The organism is Streptomyces sp. NC-S4 (assembly GCF_054353315.1).
Window position 1 is genome coordinate 1,472,569 of record NZ_CM135937.1, and the last position, 19,553, is coordinate 1,492,121.

The 19,553-nt window shown below is 72.9% G+C and carries 16 protein-coding genes; 2 read left to right on the top strand and 14 right to left on the bottom strand.

Annotated elements, in window-relative coordinates; translation table 11 throughout:
- Window positions 1-41: 41 nt before the first annotated feature.
- The 14 genes from ACXNSR_RS06155 to ACXNSR_RS06220 all read right to left on the bottom strand — a co-directional run bounded on the left by ACXNSR_RS06155 (window position 42) and on the right by ACXNSR_RS06220 (window position 17,257).
- Entirely contained in the window at window positions 42-1,010 is a 969-nt protein-coding gene (locus tag ACXNSR_RS06155) for an MASE1 domain-containing protein (RefSeq protein ID WP_458643579.1), read from the bottom strand.
- Window positions 1,011-1,045: 35 nt separating this feature from the next.
- Window positions 1,046-1,903, bottom strand: coding sequence for a PP2C family protein-serine/threonine phosphatase (locus tag ACXNSR_RS06160; RefSeq protein ID WP_458641133.1), 858 nt, complete (start codon window positions 1,901-1,903; stop codon window positions 1,046-1,048).
- On the bottom strand, window positions 1,900-3,510 hold the full coding sequence (locus ACXNSR_RS06165) for an alpha/beta fold hydrolase (RefSeq protein WP_458641134.1): 1,611 nt from the start codon (window positions 3,508-3,510) through the stop codon (window positions 1,900-1,902). Before ACXNSR_RS06165 ends, ACXNSR_RS06160 begins: the two co-directional genes overlap by 4 nt.
- Before the next feature lie 194 nt (window positions 3,511-3,704).
- On the bottom strand, window positions 3,705-5,813 hold the full coding sequence (locus ACXNSR_RS06170) for an ATP-binding SpoIIE family protein phosphatase (RefSeq protein ID WP_458641135.1): 2,109 nt from the start codon (window positions 5,811-5,813) through the stop codon (window positions 3,705-3,707).
- Between the two features lie 117 nt (window positions 5,814-5,930).
- Complete coding sequence (locus ACXNSR_RS06175) at window positions 5,931-6,887, bottom strand: ABC transporter substrate-binding protein (protein WP_458643580.1); 957 nt, start codon at window positions 6,885-6,887, stop codon at window positions 5,931-5,933.
- Between the two features lie 40 nt (window positions 6,888-6,927).
- Window positions 6,928-8,937, bottom strand: a complete 2,010-nt coding sequence (locus tag ACXNSR_RS06180) for an ABC transporter permease subunit (protein ID WP_458641136.1) — start codon at window positions 8,935-8,937, stop codon at window positions 6,928-6,930.
- 112 nt (window positions 8,938-9,049) lie between these two features.
- Window positions 9,050-10,138, bottom strand: a complete 1,089-nt coding sequence (locus tag ACXNSR_RS06185) for a quaternary amine ABC transporter ATP-binding protein (protein ID WP_458641137.1) — start codon at window positions 10,136-10,138, stop codon at window positions 9,050-9,052.
- Window positions 10,135-11,661 (bottom strand): GMC family oxidoreductase, encoded by a 1,527-nt coding sequence (locus ACXNSR_RS06190; protein ID WP_458643581.1) that lies wholly within the window; start codon window positions 11,659-11,661, stop codon window positions 10,135-10,137. The genes ACXNSR_RS06185 and ACXNSR_RS06190 overlap by 4 nt, the downstream gene beginning before the upstream one ends.
- A 32-nt stretch (window positions 11,662-11,693) precedes the next feature.
- Complete coding sequence (locus ACXNSR_RS06195; protein WP_458641138.1) at window positions 11,694-13,199, bottom strand: aldehyde dehydrogenase family protein; 1,506 nt, start codon at window positions 13,197-13,199, stop codon at window positions 11,694-11,696.
- A gap of 331 nt (window positions 13,200-13,530) precedes the next feature.
- The gene (locus ACXNSR_RS06200) at window positions 13,531-13,995 is read right to left on the bottom strand and encodes a hypothetical protein (protein ID WP_458641139.1); all 465 of its coding nucleotides are present in this window, start codon (window positions 13,993-13,995) and stop codon (window positions 13,531-13,533) included.
- Between the two features lie 3 nt (window positions 13,996-13,998).
- Window positions 13,999-15,360: a hypothetical protein gene (locus ACXNSR_RS06205; protein WP_458641140.1), complete on the bottom strand. Its 1,362-nt coding sequence runs from the start codon at window positions 15,358-15,360 to the stop codon at window positions 13,999-14,001.
- Entirely contained in the window at window positions 15,360-15,740 is a 381-nt protein-coding gene (locus tag ACXNSR_RS06210) for a hypothetical protein (RefSeq protein WP_458641141.1), read from the bottom strand. The genes ACXNSR_RS06205 and ACXNSR_RS06210 overlap by 1 nt, the downstream gene beginning before the upstream one ends.
- 121 nt (window positions 15,741-15,861) lie before the next feature.
- Entirely contained in the window at window positions 15,862-16,896 is a 1,035-nt protein-coding gene (locus tag ACXNSR_RS06215; protein WP_458641142.1) for a DUF6745 domain-containing protein, read from the bottom strand.
- Between the two features lie 34 nt (window positions 16,897-16,930).
- Complete coding sequence (locus ACXNSR_RS06220; RefSeq protein ID WP_458641143.1) at window positions 16,931-17,257, bottom strand: hypothetical protein; 327 nt, start codon at window positions 17,255-17,257, stop codon at window positions 16,931-16,933.
- Between the two features lie 187 nt (window positions 17,258-17,444).
- On the opposite strand from ACXNSR_RS06220, the gene ACXNSR_RS06225 reads away from it, so the two are divergent.
- On the top strand, window positions 17,445-18,404 hold the full coding sequence (locus tag ACXNSR_RS06225; protein ID WP_458641144.1) for an STM4015 family protein: 960 nt from the start codon (window positions 17,445-17,447) through the stop codon (window positions 18,402-18,404).
- A 10-nt stretch (window positions 18,405-18,414) separates the two neighbouring features.
- Entirely contained in the window at window positions 18,415-19,539 is a 1,125-nt protein-coding gene (locus ACXNSR_RS06230) for an STM4014 family protein (RefSeq protein ID WP_458641145.1), read from the top strand.
- The last annotated feature ends 14 nt before the right edge of the window (window positions 19,540-19,553 follow it).

Genomic DNA, 19,553 nt, shown 5'->3' on the forward strand with positions numbered 1-19,553 from the left:
CCGCTCCGGTGCGGGCAGCCCTCCTCGGCTGCCCGCACCGGTCACGGCGGCGGGTGGTCCTCGGGCGGGGCGCGGTACGAATCGGGGCGCGGCTCCATCCGGCCCACCACCTCCGCGAGCCGCCCGCAGAGCTGCTTGATCTCCTCGTACGTCCGGTCGCGTTCGGTGATGACGGCCGCGAGGAGGAGGGCCGTCAGCGCGGTCGTGCCGTTGAAGGCCTGGAGCGTCACCATGTTGGCGAAGACGTCGTCGCCGACGAACGGGCCCGTGTCCCCGGCGGCCGCCAGGACCGCCAGCGTCACCACGGCGAGCGCACACGGTGCCGCGCCGGCCAGCCGGAAGCGGAAGGCCGCCCACATCAGGAACGGCGAGACGAGGAAGAGCAGGCTCGAGTCCCGCGTGCGCGTCGCCAGGAGCGTGGCGAAGAGCGTGCCGAGCGCCAGCGCCACCGCCTCGAACCATCGGCCGGGTCCGGCGCCCGACGGCCAGTGGGCCGTGCGCAGCACGAGCAGGAAGGGGGTGACGACGAGGACTCCCATCGCGTCGCCGGTCCACCACACCGACCAGGTCGGCCAGAAGTCGCCGGCGTCCAGCGCTCCGGAGAGGACCAGTACCCCGGTGCCGATGGTCGAACTGATCGACATCCCGGCGAGCGCGCCGAGGAAGACCAGTGCCAGTACGTCCCGCAGCCGGTCCAGCTCGTTCCTGAACCGGGCTCTGCGCAGCATCAGGGCGGCGCAGACCGGCGCGAGGGTGTTGCCCGCGGTGATGACCAGTACGGAGACCAGCGACGGCCCCAGGAACACGTTGGCCAGGAACGCGCCCAGCGCGATGCCCGGCCAGACGCGCAACCCCATCACGAGCAGCGCGGCCAGCGCCACGCCGGTCGGTGGCCACAGGGGGGTGACCTGGTCGCGCACCAGCTGCTGGAGGAGGCCGATGCGCGCGGCGCCGTAGTAGACGACGGCGACGCCGAGGATGCGCAGCGCGGCGGACCCGAGACGATCCATCTCCGCGCTGCTCACGACAGCAGTCTGCGCTCGGATCACGTCGACGGCGACCCCAGCTGTTCCGCCTGGGGACCGTCGTAGCGGACGACGAGGACCGCGGCGTCGTCGCGGTGTCCCGTCAGGTCGGCCACCTTGACGACGGCGGAGGCGAGCACGTCGGGATCGGCGTCGAACCCCGCGCGCACCAGTCTGACCACCTCGGCCAGACCGGACTCCATCGGGTAGTGCGGGCCCTCCACCACTCCGTCGGTGAGCAGGACGAGCACTCCCGCCTCCGTCAGGCGCCGGTGGGTCACCGGGTACCTCTCACCCGACACGATGCCGAGCGGCGGCCCGCCGCGGTCGAGCGCGATGCCGTGCCGGCCTCCGGCCGTGGCCCAGACCATCGGGACGTGGCCGGCCCTGGAGACCGTCAGATCGCGGCTGACCGGGTCGAAGCGGAGGAAACAGCAGGTCGCGAAGAGGCCGCATCCCATGGCGATCAGCAGATCGTTGGCGCGGCCCAGTACCTCCCGGGTGTCGCTCGTCGTCTGCGCGAGGGCGCGCAGGCTGGTACGCACCTGGCCCATGAAGGCGATGGCCTCCACGTCGTGGCCCTGCACGTCGCCGACCGTCAGACCCAGCGATCCGTCGTGCATGACGAAGGCGTCGTACCAGTCGCCGCCCACCTCCAGACCGCCTCGTGACGGGGCGTACCTGGCGGCCAGCCGCAGACCGGGCAGCTGCGGCAGCCCGGGCGGGAGCATGTGGCGCTGCAGTGCCACGGCCAGCTCGACCCTGGCCCGCTGGTACTCGATCCGGTCCAGGGCCTGGTCGACGAGCTGTCCGAGGGCGACGAGGAGTTCCTGTACGTTGTCGGACGGCTCGGGGCGGGGTCCGCGCCGCGAGCTCAAGGCCCGATCTCGAACTCGGGCGCCTCGAGGTTCTTCAGGCATGCGGTCTTCGGTGCGGCCGGGTCGTCGAAGAACGAGACGGTGATCTCCTGCGCGCACTTCGAGGTGGCGAACACCACGTGCGGCTCGTACGGGACCGTGACGACCTTGGCCTTGCTCAGCGTACGGGCGACGTACGGCCCGTTGTCCGCCCCGGTCTGGGAGTCGAACCCGCCCGACAGGGCGAGGGTCGGGATGTCACCGCGTGTGACGTCCCGGATCGAGGGCGACGCCGGGGGGACGTTCCAGGCGTCGCAGTCGGGGTGGAGGAAGGCGAGCTGCGGGGCCTGGGCCTGCACCGAGCGGGGGAAGGAGGGGAACGTCGCCCGTCCGCCCCGGAGCGCCGCGTCCTCGCTCTCGTACGGTGTCCATTCGCTGCAGAAGACGCCGTAGACGAGGCCGTGCGCGACCCTGCCGATGGCCTGGGGGCTGAGCTTGCCGCCGGCCCACTGCTGGGCGATCCGCTGCGGCTTGCCGTGTGCCAGCTCGTCGAGCGCCGCGGGCACCTGGGGCGCCACGTGGGTGGCGGAGGTCATCCAGTTCACCAGGGCCCCGCCGTCCAGGACGACCTTCACCGGCTTGTCGCTGCCGGGGAGGGTGACGGTCGTGGTGACGGGCTTGGCTTCGAGTTCGCGGACGAGCCGGTCGAAGGTGGCCGACAGGTTCGGATAGCGCTTGTTGCACGCCGGCTGGTCCGCACAGGCCTTGAACAGGCCGTCGAAGCCCTGCCGGGCGCTGCTCCAGGTCGCAGCCGATCCGGACGTGGACGGCGGCAGTATGCCGTCGATGCCCACGGAGCGCAGCCCCTCGGGGTGCAGGCGCATGTAGACGAGCGCCAGGTGGGTGCCGTAGGAGATCCCGAACAGGTTCCACTGCTCGACGCCGAGCGCCTTGCGCAGGTCCTCGTAGTCGGCGGCGCTCTCGGTGTCGTTGTAGGCGCTGAGGTCGATCCCGCGGCCCGCCAGCCGGTCGCGGCAGGCCTTCGTGGCGTCGACGTGCAGGCGTTCGGTGGACGGGGCGTCGTAGGCGAGGCCTACGGAGCGTGCGTTGAACTCGTCGATGTTGGGGCAGAGGAGGTTCGGGTCGGCCGAGTACGTACCGCGCTGGGACATGAAGATCACGTCACGGTCGCGGTTCAGGCCGCCGTCGATCGCCATCTTCGCCTCCCCGACGGCGTCGTCGCCGGGTCCGCCCGCGAGCCACACGATGGGGTCGGTCTTCGGCTTGTCGGTCGCGGCGGGGACGATCGCGACACCGAGCTCGGTCGTCCTGCCGTTCGGGGCGGCGCGGTTCTCGGGCACGGTGAGCGTTCCGCAGCGGGCCCCGTCGAGCGCCTCGATCGGTTCCGGTGTCTTCGGACAGGGCCCCGGTTCGAAGCGGGCGTCGCCCACCGTCCGGGCGACCGTGCCGATCGGCGCGTCGGGGCTGGGGCTCGTACCGGGGGTGGAGTCGGCGCGCGCGGGCGCCGCGAGCAGTCCGGCGACGAGGAGACCGGTCGCCAGGCCGGCCGACGTGGCCCGCAGGCGCCGTACCGTGCCGTGGTGGCGGGTCGGTCGACGGTGCGCCATCTGGCCTCCCGGTCACTTCGCCCGGCCGGTCGCACGGGTCGCGGCGCCGGGCCGTGACGATCGGTTCGGGGCCCTTGTCTTCCTCCGCCGATGCCGTCGGCGGCTCCGCCGGCCCCCGGCTCGGCAGCGGTGCGGACGGAACGCCCGCTCTCGACGCTACCGGGTGGACCGTACGCCCGCATGCGGGCCGCCGGTCACGCTCCCTGGGCGAGGGGCCCGCCGATGGGCTGTTCCGTCCAGATGGTCTTGCCGGTGCCGGTGAACCGGCAGCCCCAGCGGTCGGCGAGCTGGGCCACGAGGAACAGGCCCCGCCCGCCCTCGTCCGTTTCCCGGGCACGACGCAGGCGTGGCTGGGTGCTGCTGGGGTCGGACACCTCGCAGACGAGCACCCGGTCGCGGATCAGCCGGAGCCCGACCGGTCCCCCCGCGTAGCGGATCGCGTTCGTGACGAGCTCGCTGGCGACGAGTTCGGTCACGAAGCCCAGTTCGTCCAGCTGCCACTCGGACAACTGGCCCACCACCAGTTCACGGGCGCGCGCGACGAGCGAGAGGTCGGCGTCCAGTTCCCACTCGGCGACCTGGTCGGGCGGGAGCGCGTGGATGCGGGCGAGCAGCAGGGCGGCGTCGTCGACGGACTCCTGGGGGCGCACCCCGTCGAAGACGGCCCGGCTGAGCTCGTCGAGCGGCAGCCCCGGGTCGGCTCCGGCGAACGAACCCCTCAGTCTCTCCATCCCCTCCTCGATGTCGCCGCTCCGGCTCTCCACGAGTCCGTCCGTGAAGAACGCGAGCATGCTGCCGGGCCGCACGCCGAACTCCGTCACCTCGAACGGCACTCCGCCCACGCCCAACGGCGGCCCCGGCGTCACGCGCAGGAAGACCGGCTCCCCCTCCGGCGGCAGCAGGACCGGCGGCGGATGTCCCGCGGCGGCCGCGGCGCACTGCCCCGTCACCGGGTCGTAGACGGCGTACAGGCACGTCGCTCCGAGCACCGCCGGCTCGGAGCGCTCCGAGCGGCCCGGATGCTCCGCGTGGGATTCGCTGTTCATCTGCTCCTCGGAGAAGCCGAGCACCAGGTCGTCGAGATGGGTGAGGAGCTCGCCCGGATCCAGATCGAGGTCGGCGAGGGTCTGCACCGCGGTGCGCAGGCGCGCCATGGCCGCGGTGGCGTCGAGGCCGTGTCCGACGACGTCCCCGACGACGAACGCGACGCGCAACGACGGCAGGGGGATCACGTCGAACCAGTCGCCGCCGACTCCCGAGCCGCCGCCCGCCGGCTGGTAGACGCCCACCGTTTCGGCGGCGGCGGAGTCCAGGGCCGAGCGCGGCAACAGGCTTCGCTGCAGGGTCACCACCGACCGGTGTTCCTTGGTGTAGCGGCGCGCGTTGTCGACGCCGAGTGCGGCCCTGGACACGACGTCCTTCAGCAGTGCGGCGTCCTCCTCGCCGAACGCGGAAGGCAGCTGGCTGCGCCAGACAGTGACGCAGCCGAGGATCAGGCCCCGCGCATAGAGCGGCATGGCGATGGAGGAGTGGGCTCCGCTCGGGACGAACAGCGGCAGGGCCTTCGGATCCACGCCGAGCGCGGCCCGCAGGAGGGCCACGTCCGGCACGAGTACGGGCAGCCCCTCCATGAGGGGACGCATCAACGTGCTGTCCGTCACCGGAGGGAGCGCCTCCCCCACCGCCAGCAGGTCCTCGGCGGATATCTCCGGGCTCTGCGCGGCGGCGGTCCGGCGCAGGCGGACGTCGCCGCTGGTGCGGAAGTGCGGGGGCTCGTCGCCCACCAGCACGTTCTCGGCGATGTCCACGGTCGCCAGGTCCGCGAAGTCGGGGACGAGCAGGTTCACCAGGGTCCCGGCCAGCTCGATCATGTCCAGGGAAGTGCCGATACCAGCGGCGGCGGCCTGGGAGAGCCCCGTCCGGCGCCTTTGCGCATCGCGCTCGGCCGCCTCCTCGGCCGTCTCCGCCGGGGTGACCAGGACCAGCCACTGCGTGGCGGCGCCCACACCGCCGGGTGGGTGGGCCGCCGCGAGCCGGACGACCGTGCAGAGCAGTGGGACCTGCCGGCCCGCGTGAGCGTCGCCCGGAGCGGTCATCAGGTGCCCGGCCGGCCCCGCGTCGGTCCCGGCGCGCGGCAGCATCCCCAGCAGGGGCACACAGGTCCGGCCGGGCGAGCATTCCAGCAGTGTCGCGGCCCGCTCCGAACGGGCGATGACCACGCCGTCGCCGTCCAGGACGACCGCTGCCGTGCCGCTGACCGAGCCCGAGGCCGTCCCCGGGCCGCGATGCTCCGGTTCACGCATGTCGCCTCCACGCACCGTGGCCTTCAGTATCGTCCCCGAGCGGGGCCCGGGCGACCCGCGGCGCCGCCGGCCGCCCGGCACGCGCACGGGGCAGCGGGACCCCTGCGGGCTCCCGCGTCAGGACGGGAGCCAGGAGCGCCAGGTGGCCTCGTTGCGTTCCACCCAGCGGGCCGCCGCTTCCTGTGGGGAGAGCTTCTCCTCAGCGATCATCAGGGCGACGTCGTTCTGCATCCCGGTCGTCCACCGGAACTTCTTCAGGAAGGCCGCGGCATCGCCCCCGCCGGCCGCGAAGCGGGCGTTGAGGAACTTCTGGAGCGGCGTGTGCGGGTAGGCGCAGGCCACCTTCTTCGGGTCGGCGTCGCAGCCCTCCTTGTACTCGGGCAGCTCCACCTCGGTCATCGGGACCTTCTCGAACAGCCACTGGGGTTTGTACCAGTAGCTGAGGAACGGCTTCTTCTCCTTGGCGAACTGCCTGATCTGCGTGATCTGCGCCGCCTCCGATCCCGCGAACACGACCTGGTAGTCGAGGTCCAAGTTCTTCACGAGTGCCTTGTCGTTCGTCACGTAGGACGGGGAGCCGTCCAGCAGCTGTCCCTTGCCGCCGCTCTCCGCGGTGCGGAACTCGGCGGCGTACTTGTTCAGGTTCTTCCAGTCGGTGACGTCCGGGTGTTCCTCGGCGAAGTACGTCGGTACGAACCAGCCGATGTGGCCGGTCACTCCGAGGTCGCCGCCCCGTTCGATCGTCGCCTTGTCGTCGATGTACCGCTTCTCCTGCTCGGGGTGGCCCCAGTCCTCCAGGATGGCGTCCACCCGGCCCTGGCTGAGCGCGTCCCAGGCGGGCACCTCGTCGATCTGCACGGTGTCCACCCGGTAGCCGAGCTCGTGCTCCAGCAGGTACTGGGCGACGGCGACGTTGGCCTGCGCGCCCACCCAGGACTGCACGGACAGCGTGACCGTGCGGGAGCCCTTCGCGTCGGCGTACGGGGAGGACTGGCGTGTCATGTCGGCGGCGCCGCAGCCCGTGAGGGCCGTCAGGGCGAAGGCGGCGGCCGCCGCGAGAGCCCCGGAGCGCATGGTGCGTGTGGTGCGTGTGGTGCGTGTGGTGCGAGCCATGTCAGGCCCCCTTTCCGGCGGGGTCGCGGCGGCCGGTCGGCTGGGTGACGCGGTCGAGCACCAGACCGAGGCAGACGATCGCCGCGCCGGCGACCAGACCGGTCGCCAGGTCGCCCTGTGCAAGACCGAAGACGGCGTCGTAGCCGAGCGCCCCGCCGCCCACGAGGCCGCCGATGACGACCACGGCGAGGACCAGCACCACGCCTTGGTTGACGGCCAGCAGCAGCGCGGGCCGTGCCAGCGGCAGTTGGACCTGGAGCAGTTGCTGGCGTCCGGTCGCGCCCATCGAGCGGGCGGACTCCAGCGCGCCCGGGTCCACCGCGCGCACGCCCTGGGCCGTGATCCGCACCACCGCGGGCAGCGCGTAGACCACGGCGGCCGCGGCGGCCGGGGCGCGGCCCACGCCGAACAGGGCGACGACGGGGATCAGGTAGACGAACTGCGGCATCGTCTGGAAGACGTCGAGCACCGGACGCAGGGCCCGCCCCAGGCGGGTGCTGCGGGCTGCGGCGACGCCGAGGGCGATGCCGAGCAGCAGGGTCACGGCGACGGCGGCCAGGACCTGGGACAGCGTGTCGAGCGCCGGGTCCCAGACGCCGAGGACACCGATCGCGGCCATCGCCAGGACGGCCGTCGCGGCGGTGCGCCAGGTGCCGATGAGCAGGGCGAGCACGCCGACGGTCAGCAGGACCGTCCACCAGGGCAGCCACTGCAGCCCGTCGCGCAGGGGGTTGAGGACCCACGTGGTGAAGTGCCCCGCCCAGTCCGCGGTGCCGCCGACGAGGGGCACTCCGGAGTAGAGGTGGGCGGTCATCCAATCGACCGCTTCGTTGACGGGCCCGGCGATGTCCACCGTCCAGGCGTCGGGCCAGGAGAGCCGGTCGAGCAGGCGGGCTCCGACGGCTACGGCGCCGGTCACCAGGGCGGCGACGGCCCAGCGGAGCGCGGACCGGTCTGCCGGGGCTCCGCCGATCCGCTCCCCCGCCGCGGCGGTGACCCGGTCCAGGGCGATGGCGAGCAGCACGATCGGCACACCGGCGGCGAGCGCGGCACCGACGTCGACGGAGGCCAGTGCCTGGTACACGCGGTCGCCGAGGCCGCCCGCGCCGATGACGGACGCGATCACGGCCATCCCCAGCGCCATCATGATCGACTGGTTGACGCCGAGCAGCAGTTCCTTGCGGGCCAGTGGCAGCCGGGCCGTGAGCAGCCGCTGCCGGCCGGTGGCGCCGAGGGAGGTGGCGGCCTCCACGACCCCGGCGTCCGCGTCGCGCAGCCCGAGCGCGGTGAGGCGGGCCATGGGCGGGGCCGCGTAGACGACGGTCGCGAGGACGGCCGCGGGCACGCCGATGCCGAAGACGAGGACGACGGGCAGGAGGTACGCGAAGGCGGGCAGTACCTGCATGGTGTCCAGGACGGGCCGCAGGATCCGGTGCATCCGGTCCGACAGGCCGGCGGCGAGTCCGAGGAGGCCTCCGAGCAGCACGGACGCAGCGACGGCGACCACCATCAGGGCGAGCGTCTGCATGGTGGGCACCCACATGCCGAGCAGTCCGCAGACGCAGAAGGCGGCGAGGGAGGTCAGCGCGAGCCGGACTCCCGCCACCCGCCAGGCCAGCAGGGCGGCGGCGGCGGTGACGCCGGCCCAGCCGAGCGCGAGCAGCACCAGGTACACGGCGCGGACGGCCAGGACCACGAGGTTGCTGACGTGCCCGAGGAAGTAGAGGAAGAGCGGGTGGCCGTCGCGGTTGTCGATGATCCAGTCGCTGGTGCGCTCGAGCGGGCCCGACAGGTCGACGGAGAGCGGTGCCGGCCAGTTCCCGGCGCCCAGGAACACCCAGCCGAGGACGAGCGCGAGCGCCGCGCAGACGCCGATGAGCCGACCGCGGTGCTGCGCGAGCCCGCGCAGCACACCGGGCCCGTCGTCCGCGGGGGGCGTGGTCGTGGTCCGGGTCGTCGTCCGGTCCGTGGGCTTGGAGCCCGGCGGGGCGGAGGTGGCGGTGGTGGTCATCCGTTCCACCGCCCGGTGTCGGCCGGCACCGCGTCGGCACTTGCGCCGGCACTTGCGCCGGCGCCGGCGCCGGTCGTGCCGCACGGCGGCGGCCAGGTCGTATGGCCGTACATCAGGCCACCGCCTTTCCCGTCCGGGCCGGTATCCCGGCGACGACACCGAGGAGTCCGGCGCGGTCGACCACGCCCAGGCACCTGCCGTCCTCGACGACCCGCGCGTTCTCGCCGGTGCGGGCGACCGCCTCGATGGCCTCGTGGACGGTGGCGCTCGGGGCGAGTGCCGGGCCGGCCTGGGCCTCGTCGACGAGCGCGGGGCGCATCGCCGAGCGCACGGTCAGCACCTGCTCGCGCGGCACGTCGCGGACGAAGTCCCTGACGTAGTCGTCGGCGGGAGCGCCGACGATCTCCTCCGGCGTGCCGAGCTGTACGATCCGGCCGTCGCGCATCAGCGCGATGCGGTCGCCCAGCTTCAGCGCCTCGCTCAGGTCGTGCGTGATGAAGACCATCGTGCGTCCCTCCTCCTGGTGCAGGCGCACGACCTCCTCCTGCATGTCCCGGCGGATGAGCGGGTCCAGCGCGCTGAACGGCTCGTCGAAAAGCAGTACTTCGGGGTCCACGGCGAGCGCGCGGGCGAGGCCCACGCGCTGCTGCTGGCCGCCGGACAACTGGCCCGGCCTGCGGTGCTCCAGGCCGTCCAGGCCGACCTTGGTGACGAACTCGGCGGCTCGGTCGCGCCGTTCGCCGCGTCCCACGCCCTGGATCTCCAGCCCGTAGGCGACGTTGTCGAGCACCGTCCGGTGCGGGAGCAGCCCGAAGTGCTGGAAGACCATGGCCGCCCGGTGCCGGCGCAGCTCGCGCAGTCGGCCGCTGTCCATGGAGAGCACGTTCTCGCCGTCGATGGAGATGGTGCCCGAGGTCGGTTCGATGAGCCGGGTGAGGCAGCGTACGAGCGTGGACTTGCCCGAGCCCGACAGGCCCATGACCACGAAGACCTCGCCCTTGCGGACGTCGAAGGAGACGTCGCGGACGGCGGCGGTGCAGCCGGTGCGCTCGCGCAGCTCGGCGGCGCCGAGGGCCCCGAGCTCCTTGTCGGCGGGCACGCGGTCCGCCTTCGGGCCGAAGACCTTCCACAGGTCGCGTACGGAGAAGACGGACTCCGCGGGCGCCTGCGGCGGGGTCGCGGTGTGCGGCAGGGTGTTCATCGGGTGGTACCTCCCAGGAGGTCGGCGCATTTCTCGCCGACCATGAGCACGCCGATCATGGGGTTGACGGCGGTCATGGTGGGGAAGACGGACGCGTCGGCTATGCGGATGCCGTCGAGGCCCCGGATCTTCAGATCGGGTGCGACGACGGCGAGTTCGTCGTCGGCGGCCCCCATCCGGCAGGTGCCGGCGGGGTGGTAGACGGTGTGCGCGACCTGGCGGGCGTACGCGCTGAGCTCCTCGTCGGAGGTCACCTCGGGACCCGGGCACACCTCGCGCTTGAGCCAGCCGGCCAGCGGTTCGCTCGCCGCGATCCGCCGGGCGATGCGGATCCCGTCGACGAGGGTCCGGCCGTCGTAGTCGTCCTCGTCGGTGAAGTACCGGAAGTCGAGGGCGGGCTTGACCTCGGGGTCGGCGCTCGTCAGGTAGAGCCGGCCGCGACTGCGCGGCTTGGGGATGTTCGGGGTCATCGACACGCCGTGCGCGGGCCGTTCGTACCCCAGGCGCTCCGGATTGTCGGTGAAGGGGATCTGGTAGAAGTGGAACATCAGGTCCGGGCCCTCGGCCCCGGGGTCCCGGCGGACGAACAGTCCGGCGTCGGAGTCCATCGCGGAGTTCTCCGGGATCGGCCCGTGCGTCTCCCACACGATGACCGACTCGGGATGGTCGAGGAGGTTCTCCCCTACGCCCGGCAGGTCGTGCACGACGGGGATGCCGAGCTTCTCCAGGTCGGCGCGCGGTCCGATGCCCGAGTGGAGCAGCAGGCGCGGGGTGTCCACGGCTCCGGCGCACACCAGGACCTCGCGCCGGGCGCGCACGACGTGCTCCGCACCCTCCTTGGTACGGACGTGCACGCCGGTGGCACGGGTGCCCTCCAGCTCCAGCCGGAACGCCCAGGTCTCCAGGGCCATGTGCAGGTTCGGCCGGTCCAGGAACGGGTGCAGGTACGCGACGGAGGCGGAGGAGCGCTTGTTGGTCTCCGGGTGGTAGGCGAGGTCGAAGAAGCCGGCGCCCTCGTGGAAGGGGGCCTTGTTGAAGCCCTCGACGCGCGGCACGCCGAGCGCGGTCCGCGCCGCGTCGACGAAGTCGCGGGCGATGGCGTTCCGGTCGGCCTCACCGACGGGGACGACGTTGTTGCGCAGCCGGGCGAAGTAGGGGTCCATGGCCTTCGCGTCCCACCCGTCGGCCCCGGCCCCGGCCCACTCGTCCCAGTCGGAGGGGAGGGGCTTGAAGGCGATGAGGGTGTTGTGGGAGGAACACCCGCCCAGTACCCGCGCACGGCTGTGGCGGATGTACGAGTTGCCGCGGGGCTGCTCGGTGGTGGGGTAGTCGTAGTCGAGCTCGCCGCCGAGCAGACCCATCCAGCGGCGCAGGGTGAGGACGTCGTCGCGGCCGACGTCGCTGGGGCCGCCCTCGATGACGGCGACGCTGACGTCGGGGTCCTCGGTCAGCCGGGACGCGATGACGGATCCGGCGGTGCCGCCGCCGACGACGACGTAGTCGTACACGTGCTGGTCGTTCATGTGCTGGTCGTTCATGTGCTGGTCGCTCATGTTCAGCCCTTCGCCGTCGCACCCGCGAACCAGCGCACGGGGCGCGGGGCGAGGTTCTGGTAGATGTGCTTGGCCTCGCGGTATTCGGCGAGACCGCCGGGGCCCAGTTCGCGGCCGATGCCGGACTTCCCGAAGCCGCCCCATTCCGCCTGCGGCAGGTAGGGGTGGAAGTCGTTGATCCAGACGGTGCCGTGCCTCAGCAGACCGGCGACGCGCCGGGCCCGGTGTTCGTCGGAGGTCCACACGGCTCCGGCGAGGCCGTACTCGGTGTCGTTGGCGAGGGCGACGGCCTCTTCCTCCGTGCGGAAGGTCTCCACGGTGAGGACGGGGCCGAAGACCTCTTCGCGGACGACGCGCATGCCGCGGTGGCACCGGTCGAGGACCGTGGGCCGGAAGAAGTAGCCGGGGCCGGCCGGCCGGCCGCCGCCCGCGCGCAGGGACGCGCCCTCGGCGAGGGCGGAGGCCACGTACGCCTCGGTCCGTGCCAGCTGGGCCGCGGAGACGAGGGGACCGCACTCGACACCCGCATCGGTGCCGCGTCCCAGCCGGATCAGTTCGGCGCGGCGGGCGAGCTCGGCGACGAAGCGGTCGCGCAGCGGCTCCTCGATGATGAGGCGGGAGCCGGCGGAGCAGACCTGACCGCTGTGGATGAAGGCGGCGTTGAGCGCCTGGTCGACGGCGGTGTCGAAGTCCTCGGGTGTCGCACAGGCGTCGGCGAAGACGACGTTGGGGTTCTTGCCGCCCAGTTCGAGTGCGACCTTCTTGACGCTGTCGGCGGCCGCCCGGGCGACCTTGGTGCCGCTGAGGAGACCGCCCGTGAACGAGACGAGGTCGACGCCGGGGTGCTCGGCGAGCCGGGCGCCGACCGTGCCGCCGGGACCGGTGACGACGTTGGCCGCGCCGAGCGGAAGTCCGGCCTCCAGGAGCAGTTCGATCAGCACGACGGTGGTCAGCGGGGTGATCTCGCTGGGCTTGATCACGAAGGTGTTGCCGGCGGCGAGTGCGGGCGCGATCTTCCAGCTGGCCTGGAGCAGCGGGTAGTTCCACGGCGTGATCAGGGCGCAGACGCCGACCGGCTCGTGCACGACGACGCTGCGGATCTCGTCCGAGCCCGCGTCGACGGCCCGTCCGCCGTCGTTCTCGCTCTCCACGAGGTCGGCGAAGTAGCGGAAGGCGTCGCGGACGCAGTCGACGTCGACGCGGCCCTCCGCCAGCGTCTTGCCCGCGTCCCGGCTCTCCAGGGCGCCGATCCGCTCGCGGTCGCGCTCCAGCAGTGCGGCGACCCGGCGCAGCAGGGCGGCCCGCTCGGCGGCGGGCGTGCGCGGCCAGGCCCCGAAGTCGAACGCGGCTCGTGCCGCGGCCACGGCGTCGTCGGTGTCCGGGACACCGCCCTCCGCCACTACCTCGAAGGGGGTCGCGTCGACGGGGTCGATGATCTCGCGCGTGGCCCCGGACAGGGCCGCGCGCCACTCTCCGCCCACGTGGATGGTCTGCTGTGCTGCCGTCACGGTACGTATGGCCTTTCGTTCCTTTGAGTCCCCCTGTCGGTGAGACCGACGTGGTCCGGCCGCCTGCCCCGACTCCCGAAACCCATGCGCAATACCTTGCGGAGAGTGTTCTGCTTCACTCACGAAAAGACATTAAATACGGACATATTGCGCGACTCGCCCGTGCGAGTTCGACGCACCGCAGCGACTCAGGACGGTGGACGTCGCGGGCCACGACGAAAGCCGCCCTCGCCTGGAGCGGCGAGGGCGGCGAGGGCGTCAGCGGTGCATGGTGTGGGGGCAGCGTCTCGGCAGGGACAGCTGCCCGGCCGCCGTACCTTCGGACCTGCCGCTACTTCTCCACGATCGGATCCAGCACCACGGAACCGGGCAGCGCCGCGGCCATGTCGTGGGCGTAGACCCCGGGCCGCACCCAGATGAACCAGTTCCCGGCGGCGACGATGGTGTGCCGGTACGCCCGACGCCCGGTGGCGATCGAGTCGCCGACCTCGTCCCGGCTGAACCGGTCCGTGCTCAGCACCGAGATCTCGTTGGAGACGGTCGTTCCGCGGTGTTGCACCTCACAGGTGGCGTTCGACCCGTGCGCGTAGTGGTTGACCAAGGTGGTCCTGCAGTCGAAGCCGCCCTTCACGAGGGCCGCGACCACGTCCTCGGCCGTCGCGTACTCGGGGCCGGCCGGTACCTCGCTCGGCATCGGCGTGAGCGGCTCGGGACCCCGGTCGCCGCCGACGAGGCCGCAGCCGCTCGCCGTCAGCACGAGACACAGCAGCAGCGGGACGGACTTCCGTGTGCGCATGCGTCAGTTGCTCCTCGGCGGCGTGGGCGGCGGACCCGGGCTCGGCGAGGGGGTGCCGGGCTCCGCGGGACCGGTTCCCGTCCCGGTGTGCGGCCCTCCGCCCTCATGGTAGATCGGGTCGATGGAGACGTGATGTCCGGCCGGGGTCTGCGATTCCAGCTGCCGCACGGCGGTGGCCCGCTGCTCGTCCGTCAGCGCGTACCAGGCCATGGCGTCGTCCAGGTGCGGCTCCACCTTGTCCCAGTTCCCTCCCCGGGTCTTGATGTCTCCGCCCCGGCTGCCCGACTCGTCGCCGTACTGCTCGTTCAGTTCCCGGACCTCGGGAGTGTCCGCCGCGTAGAGGGTGAAGAGCTGCTTGTCGGTCCTCGCCCCGTAGGGGTTCTCCTGCAGGTCCTTGAGGAGGTAGGCACTCATGCGGATGTTCTCGTCGGGGTTCTCCTCGATGTACTTGGTGAGTTCCGCGTCACCGAGGCGCCCGAGGAACGTCCCGTCCTCCAGCGTGAACGCCTCACGGTTGTTCTCCATCACCTCCCGCGCCGTGTCCGGCTTCATGTGGGTGATGCCGAGGGACTTGTCGGGCTTGAGGGTCTGCTGCAACGACCAGTCGAAGATCCGTCCCACCTGGGCCAGCGGGCCGGTCAGGCCGGGACTGAAGTTCTGGTACCACTGCTGCTCCTGCCACAGGATCGCCAGCAGCAGCTTCCGGCTGATGCCCGTCTCGGCCGAGGCCCGGTTCACCGCGGCGAACTGCGCCGGGGAGACGTTGATCGGGTGCAGGCCGTCGGTGCCGCCCGACAGGGCCAGGGCCACGGCGAGCGGGGAGCCCGGGGTGAGGGCCTCCTTGGCCAGCGCCGGGTCGGAGACGGCGGTCAGGCCCTCGATCGTGCGCAGGGCGCGGGCCGCGTCCACGTCGGCCTGGGTGGCCTTCCGCAGGGCGTCGCCGATGATCCCCTGTGCGTGGTTGACCGGTTCGAGGTGCTCGGTACTGCCCGCGGGCACCATGACGGGGCGGGACAACTGGACCCGGCCGCTGTCGTCGACCTTCAGGTCGCGGGCACGGGCGTAGTCCAGGGCGCTGTTCAGGTCCCGCTGCGCTGCCGTGATCGCCTCGGCCAGGTCGTCGTAGACCTTGGCCATCGCGCGCAGGGCCAGCCCGGACGTCTCGTAGTCGTCGGCGTGCTTCACGAACCGTTCCGTGGCGGCGCGCCCGGACTCGCCTGTCCAGCACCGGTCGACGGTCCGGGCGACGTCCTCGCGCGCGTACGAGGCGAGGCCGTCGCACTGCTTCGCCACGGCCACCGCGTCGTCGGCCGCGGTACGCCACTTCTGCGGGTCGGCCTGCTTCAGCTCGGGTACGGAGACCATCAGGCGTCCTCCAGTACGCCGCCGGCCGCGCGCAGCCGGTCGGCTATCGCCTGGTCCTCGGCGGTGATGCCGTTCGCTCCCGTGGTCAGGGCGTCGGCCGCGCCGTCGACCAGGTCCGCGAGCTCCCGCAGCCTGCGCTGCCAGCCGGTGACGCAGTCGTTGCTGGCCGGACCGGCCGCCCATCCGGAGTGGCTCTTGCCGACGGCTTCGGCGTCGTCGAGCGTGGACTTGCCCCGGGCCTCCGCGTTCGCCGTGCGGATGCCCGACGCCTTGGAGTGCACCGGTCCGGCAGTGAGGCCGAGGTCCGGCTGGCCCGCGGACGGGGACGGCCCGGGTTGCGGCGTGGGCGAGGGCGACGGTCCGGCGGAGGCGAGGCGCATCGCCGCCTCTCCTTTCGCCCGTGTCCACTCCGCTTCGAATTCGAACGTCATTTCCCCAGCCTCGCACACCCGGATCGCCCGTGCTGAAGCCCTTTTTGACGGAACGTCCCTCGCGGAGGGTTCACGTCTCCCGGAGCGGTGCGTACACCTCGGGTCCGAGGCCGAACGTCCAGGCCACGCCCTGGCGGGCCGTCCGGGTCGTCGGCGGTACCCGCAGCCAGTACGTACGGCTCGTACCGTCGGGCTCCGGTGTCGAGTTGACGACCTCGACCATCACGACGGCCTCGTCGTCCGGCATGGGTATGCGCCACAGGATCCCCGTCTCGTCCCGGTGCACGGGGTCGGCCCCCGACTCCCGCAGATAGCGGTCGTATCCGTAGAACTCCAGCATCACCCGCCGGAGTTCGGCGTTCTCCTCCTCCCGGATCCGCTCCGGCGTCAGGGCGCCGAGTCCCGCCAGGAACTCGGCCGGGACGGGCATGCCCCGCCACGCGTGCAGCGCGAACCCGTCGGGGAACGCCAGCGCCGGGCCGTCCCCGCGGTCCAGCCTGCCCGCCTCGTCGCGGTGCAGCTCCACCGGGCGCTCGCACAGCACGGCCAGCCGTTCGTAGGGCCACCACCAGCCGGCCGAGCGGGCGAGGACGCCGAGCCCGTGCAGGAGCGTGCCCTCCCGCGTGTCGAAGGCGCACAGCCAGGCCGCGTCGTGCTGCCCGAGCACCGCGTCCAGGAGCAGCAGGCGAAGCGACCGCTCCTCGGCCGCGGGGGCGGCCGCCCCCGCCGTGAACTCCTCGACGAGACCCGTGCGGATCCGTTCCGCCAGGCGTTCGGTGTTCTCCCACAGGCGGCCGCCCGTCGCGCTCCAGTGCCGGCCCCAGCCCTGCGGGCCGAGCTGCCGCTGCACCCGGTCCCGCTCGGCCGCCCACGGCGCGGTGCGCACCGTCTCCCGTACGCCGCGCCCGCGCGCGGCCGGTCCGCACGGCCCGTCGTCCTCTCCGAGCAGGCGCACCGCCTCCCGGGGCGAGTCCGCCCAGACGATCCGCTCCGGCTCCGCCAGGCCCGCGGCCCGGTACGCGAGGCGTACCCCGGCCTCCGCGGCCGCCCGGTCGGCCGGTCCGGTGGCCGCCGCGGCCGCCCTCCATGCGTCGATGTCCGTCATCACGATCCCCGATCCCCCACTGTCCGACACGTTGTCAGTCCGCCACGATCCGTACGGATCCGGGTATGTACTCCCGCTGCCGCACGACCCGGTACCAGCCCTTGGGCAGGGGTATCGCGGCGTGCTCCTCGTGCACCACCCGCCCGCCGTCCGGGAGGTGCAGCAGCAGCGGGCCGAAGGCTCCCGGTTCGCGGACGAGCCGCCCGGGCCCGAGCACGGCGTGGGCGTGCCCGGTGACCTCGCCCAGGGCGAGGACCATCCGGCCCCGCCCGTCCCGCTGTTCCTGGTCCGCGTCGGCCGCGTGCGGCGGCACCGCCGACTCGTCGAGCGGCACGATGAGCACGTCCCCCTGCCGGTACATGGGTGTCCCCTTCCCCCCGCGCCGCCCGGTGCGCCGCGTTCTCCTCCGAAGGTAGGGGGCGGGTCTGACAACGGCCCTCCTCCCGCCCCGCACCCGCCCACACCCGCCCTGCCTCCGCCCCTGTCAGTGCCCCTTGGTACAACTTGCAGCACATCGGACGCGACAGGCGAGGAACGGCGGGAACCCCATGAGCCACCCGAGACACCTGACGGAATCGTGCGGGCTGCCCGTCTTCGATTTCCCGAGCCGGGAGGACGCCGACACGACTCCCCTGCCCGCGGCGGACGCCGTCGCGTGGCGGATCTCCAGCGACACCTACGACAGCGAGGAGAGCTGGACCGGGGCGTTCGCCCGGTTCCGCGCCGCGGTCGACACGACGAAGGTCCGCGCGATCGTCGTCGGTGCCTGGGAGGAGGCCTACGAGAGCGGGCCCGAGGAGATCATCGCCGCCCTCCTCGACGCACGCCCGGGCCTGCCCGCCCTGCGGGGCCTGTTCCTCGGGGACATGCACTCCGAGGAGTGCGAGATCTCCTGGATCACCCAGAGCGACGTCGGCCCGCTCCTCGACGGCTTCCCGGAGCTGGAGGAGTTCGGCGTGCGCGGCGGCTCCGGGCTGGTCCTGCCCGCCGTCACGCACCACAGGCTCCGCTCCCTGACCGTCGAGACCGGTGGCATGCCCGCCGAGGTGGTCCGCGGTGTCGCCGCGAGCGACCTGCCCGCCCTGGTCCACCTCGACCTGTGGCTCGGCACGAGCGAGTACGGCGGGGACGCGGCGATCACCGACGTGGCGCCGATCCTCGACGGCGACCGCCTGCCGCGCCTGCGTCACCTGGGCCTGCGCAACAGCGACATCCAGGACGAGATCGCCGGCGCCGTCGCGTCCGCACCCGTGGTCGCCCGTCTGGAGACCCTCGACCTGTCCATGGGCGTCCTCACCGAACAGGGCGGCGCCGCCCTGCTCTCCGGCCAGCCCCTGACGCACCTGAAGAAGCTGGACCTGCACCACAACTACCTCGGCGGGCCGCTGCGCGAGCGTCTGCAGGAGGTCCTGGGCGGCGCCGGCGTCGACCTCGACCTCGACCGCGGCCACGCCGAGGAGGACGAGGACGACGGCCGGATCTGGCGCTACGTCGCCGTCGGCGAGTAGCGCGCGGACCATGACGCAGCACGTACCACCGCCGCGCTGGGCGGTCGTCGGCAACCCGGAGAACCGGCGCGTGGCCCTGTTCTCCGGGGCGGTGCGCGATGCCGGGCTGCCCGCGCCGCGCATCGTGCCCTGGAGGGACGTCCTGCGCGGGGGCGGCGCCGCGTTCGCCGCCGACGAGATGGTCCGGATCGAGTCGCCCGGGGAGAACGCCGAGGTCGACCGGCTCCTGCGCGGCGCCGGGGACCCCACCCGGGTGGAGGGCGGGGCCCGCTGGTACGCCGCGTTCACGGCGGCCGTCCGGACGCTGACCGGCGGGCTGCGCCTCGACGACCCCGACGAGCTGGCCGTGCTCTTCGACAAGCGGCTCTGCCACGAGGTCCTCGCCCGCGCCGGGGTCCCCGTTCCGCGGTCGCCGACCTCCGGCGGCACGGTTCCGGTGCGCGGCTGGGACGACGTACGGGCCCTCATGGCCGCGCACGGCATGCCGCGGGTGTTCCTGAAGCCCGCCCACGGTTCCTCCGCCTCCGGTGTCGTCGCCGTCGAGACGGCCGGCGGGGGCCGGATCAGGGCGACCACCTCCGTGGAGAGCGCGGAGGGCGGCCGGCTGCACAACTCCCTGCGGGTACGGCGCCTCACCCGCGAGCCGGAGGTCGCCGCGCTGGTCGACGCCCTCGCCCCCGACGGTCTCCACCTCGAACAGTGGTGGCCCAAGGCCGCCCTCGGGGACGGGTCGGCCGACCTGCGCGTGGTCGTGGTGGCCGGCCGGGCCACCCACGCCGTGGTCCGCACCAGCCGGACCCCCATGACCAACCTCCATCTCGGCGGCCGTCGCGCAGACCTCGACGCCGCGGTCCGGGCCGCGGGCCCCGGGTGGTCCGGGGCCCTGCGGACCTGCGAGCGGGCCGCGGCCTGCTTCCCGGGCACCCTGTGCGTCGGTGTCGACCTGCTGCCCGCCGTCGGCTGGCGCCGGTTCGCCGTCGCCGAGGTCAACGCCTTCGGCGACCTCCTGCCGGGCCTGACCGGACTGCCCGGCAGCGGCGCCGAGGGCCTTGACACCTACGCCGCGCAAGTGGCCGCCGCCATCCGAAGACACGTACAGCACCACCCCACGAGGAACCACCGTGCACCCGCCTGAGACCCCCGCGCTCC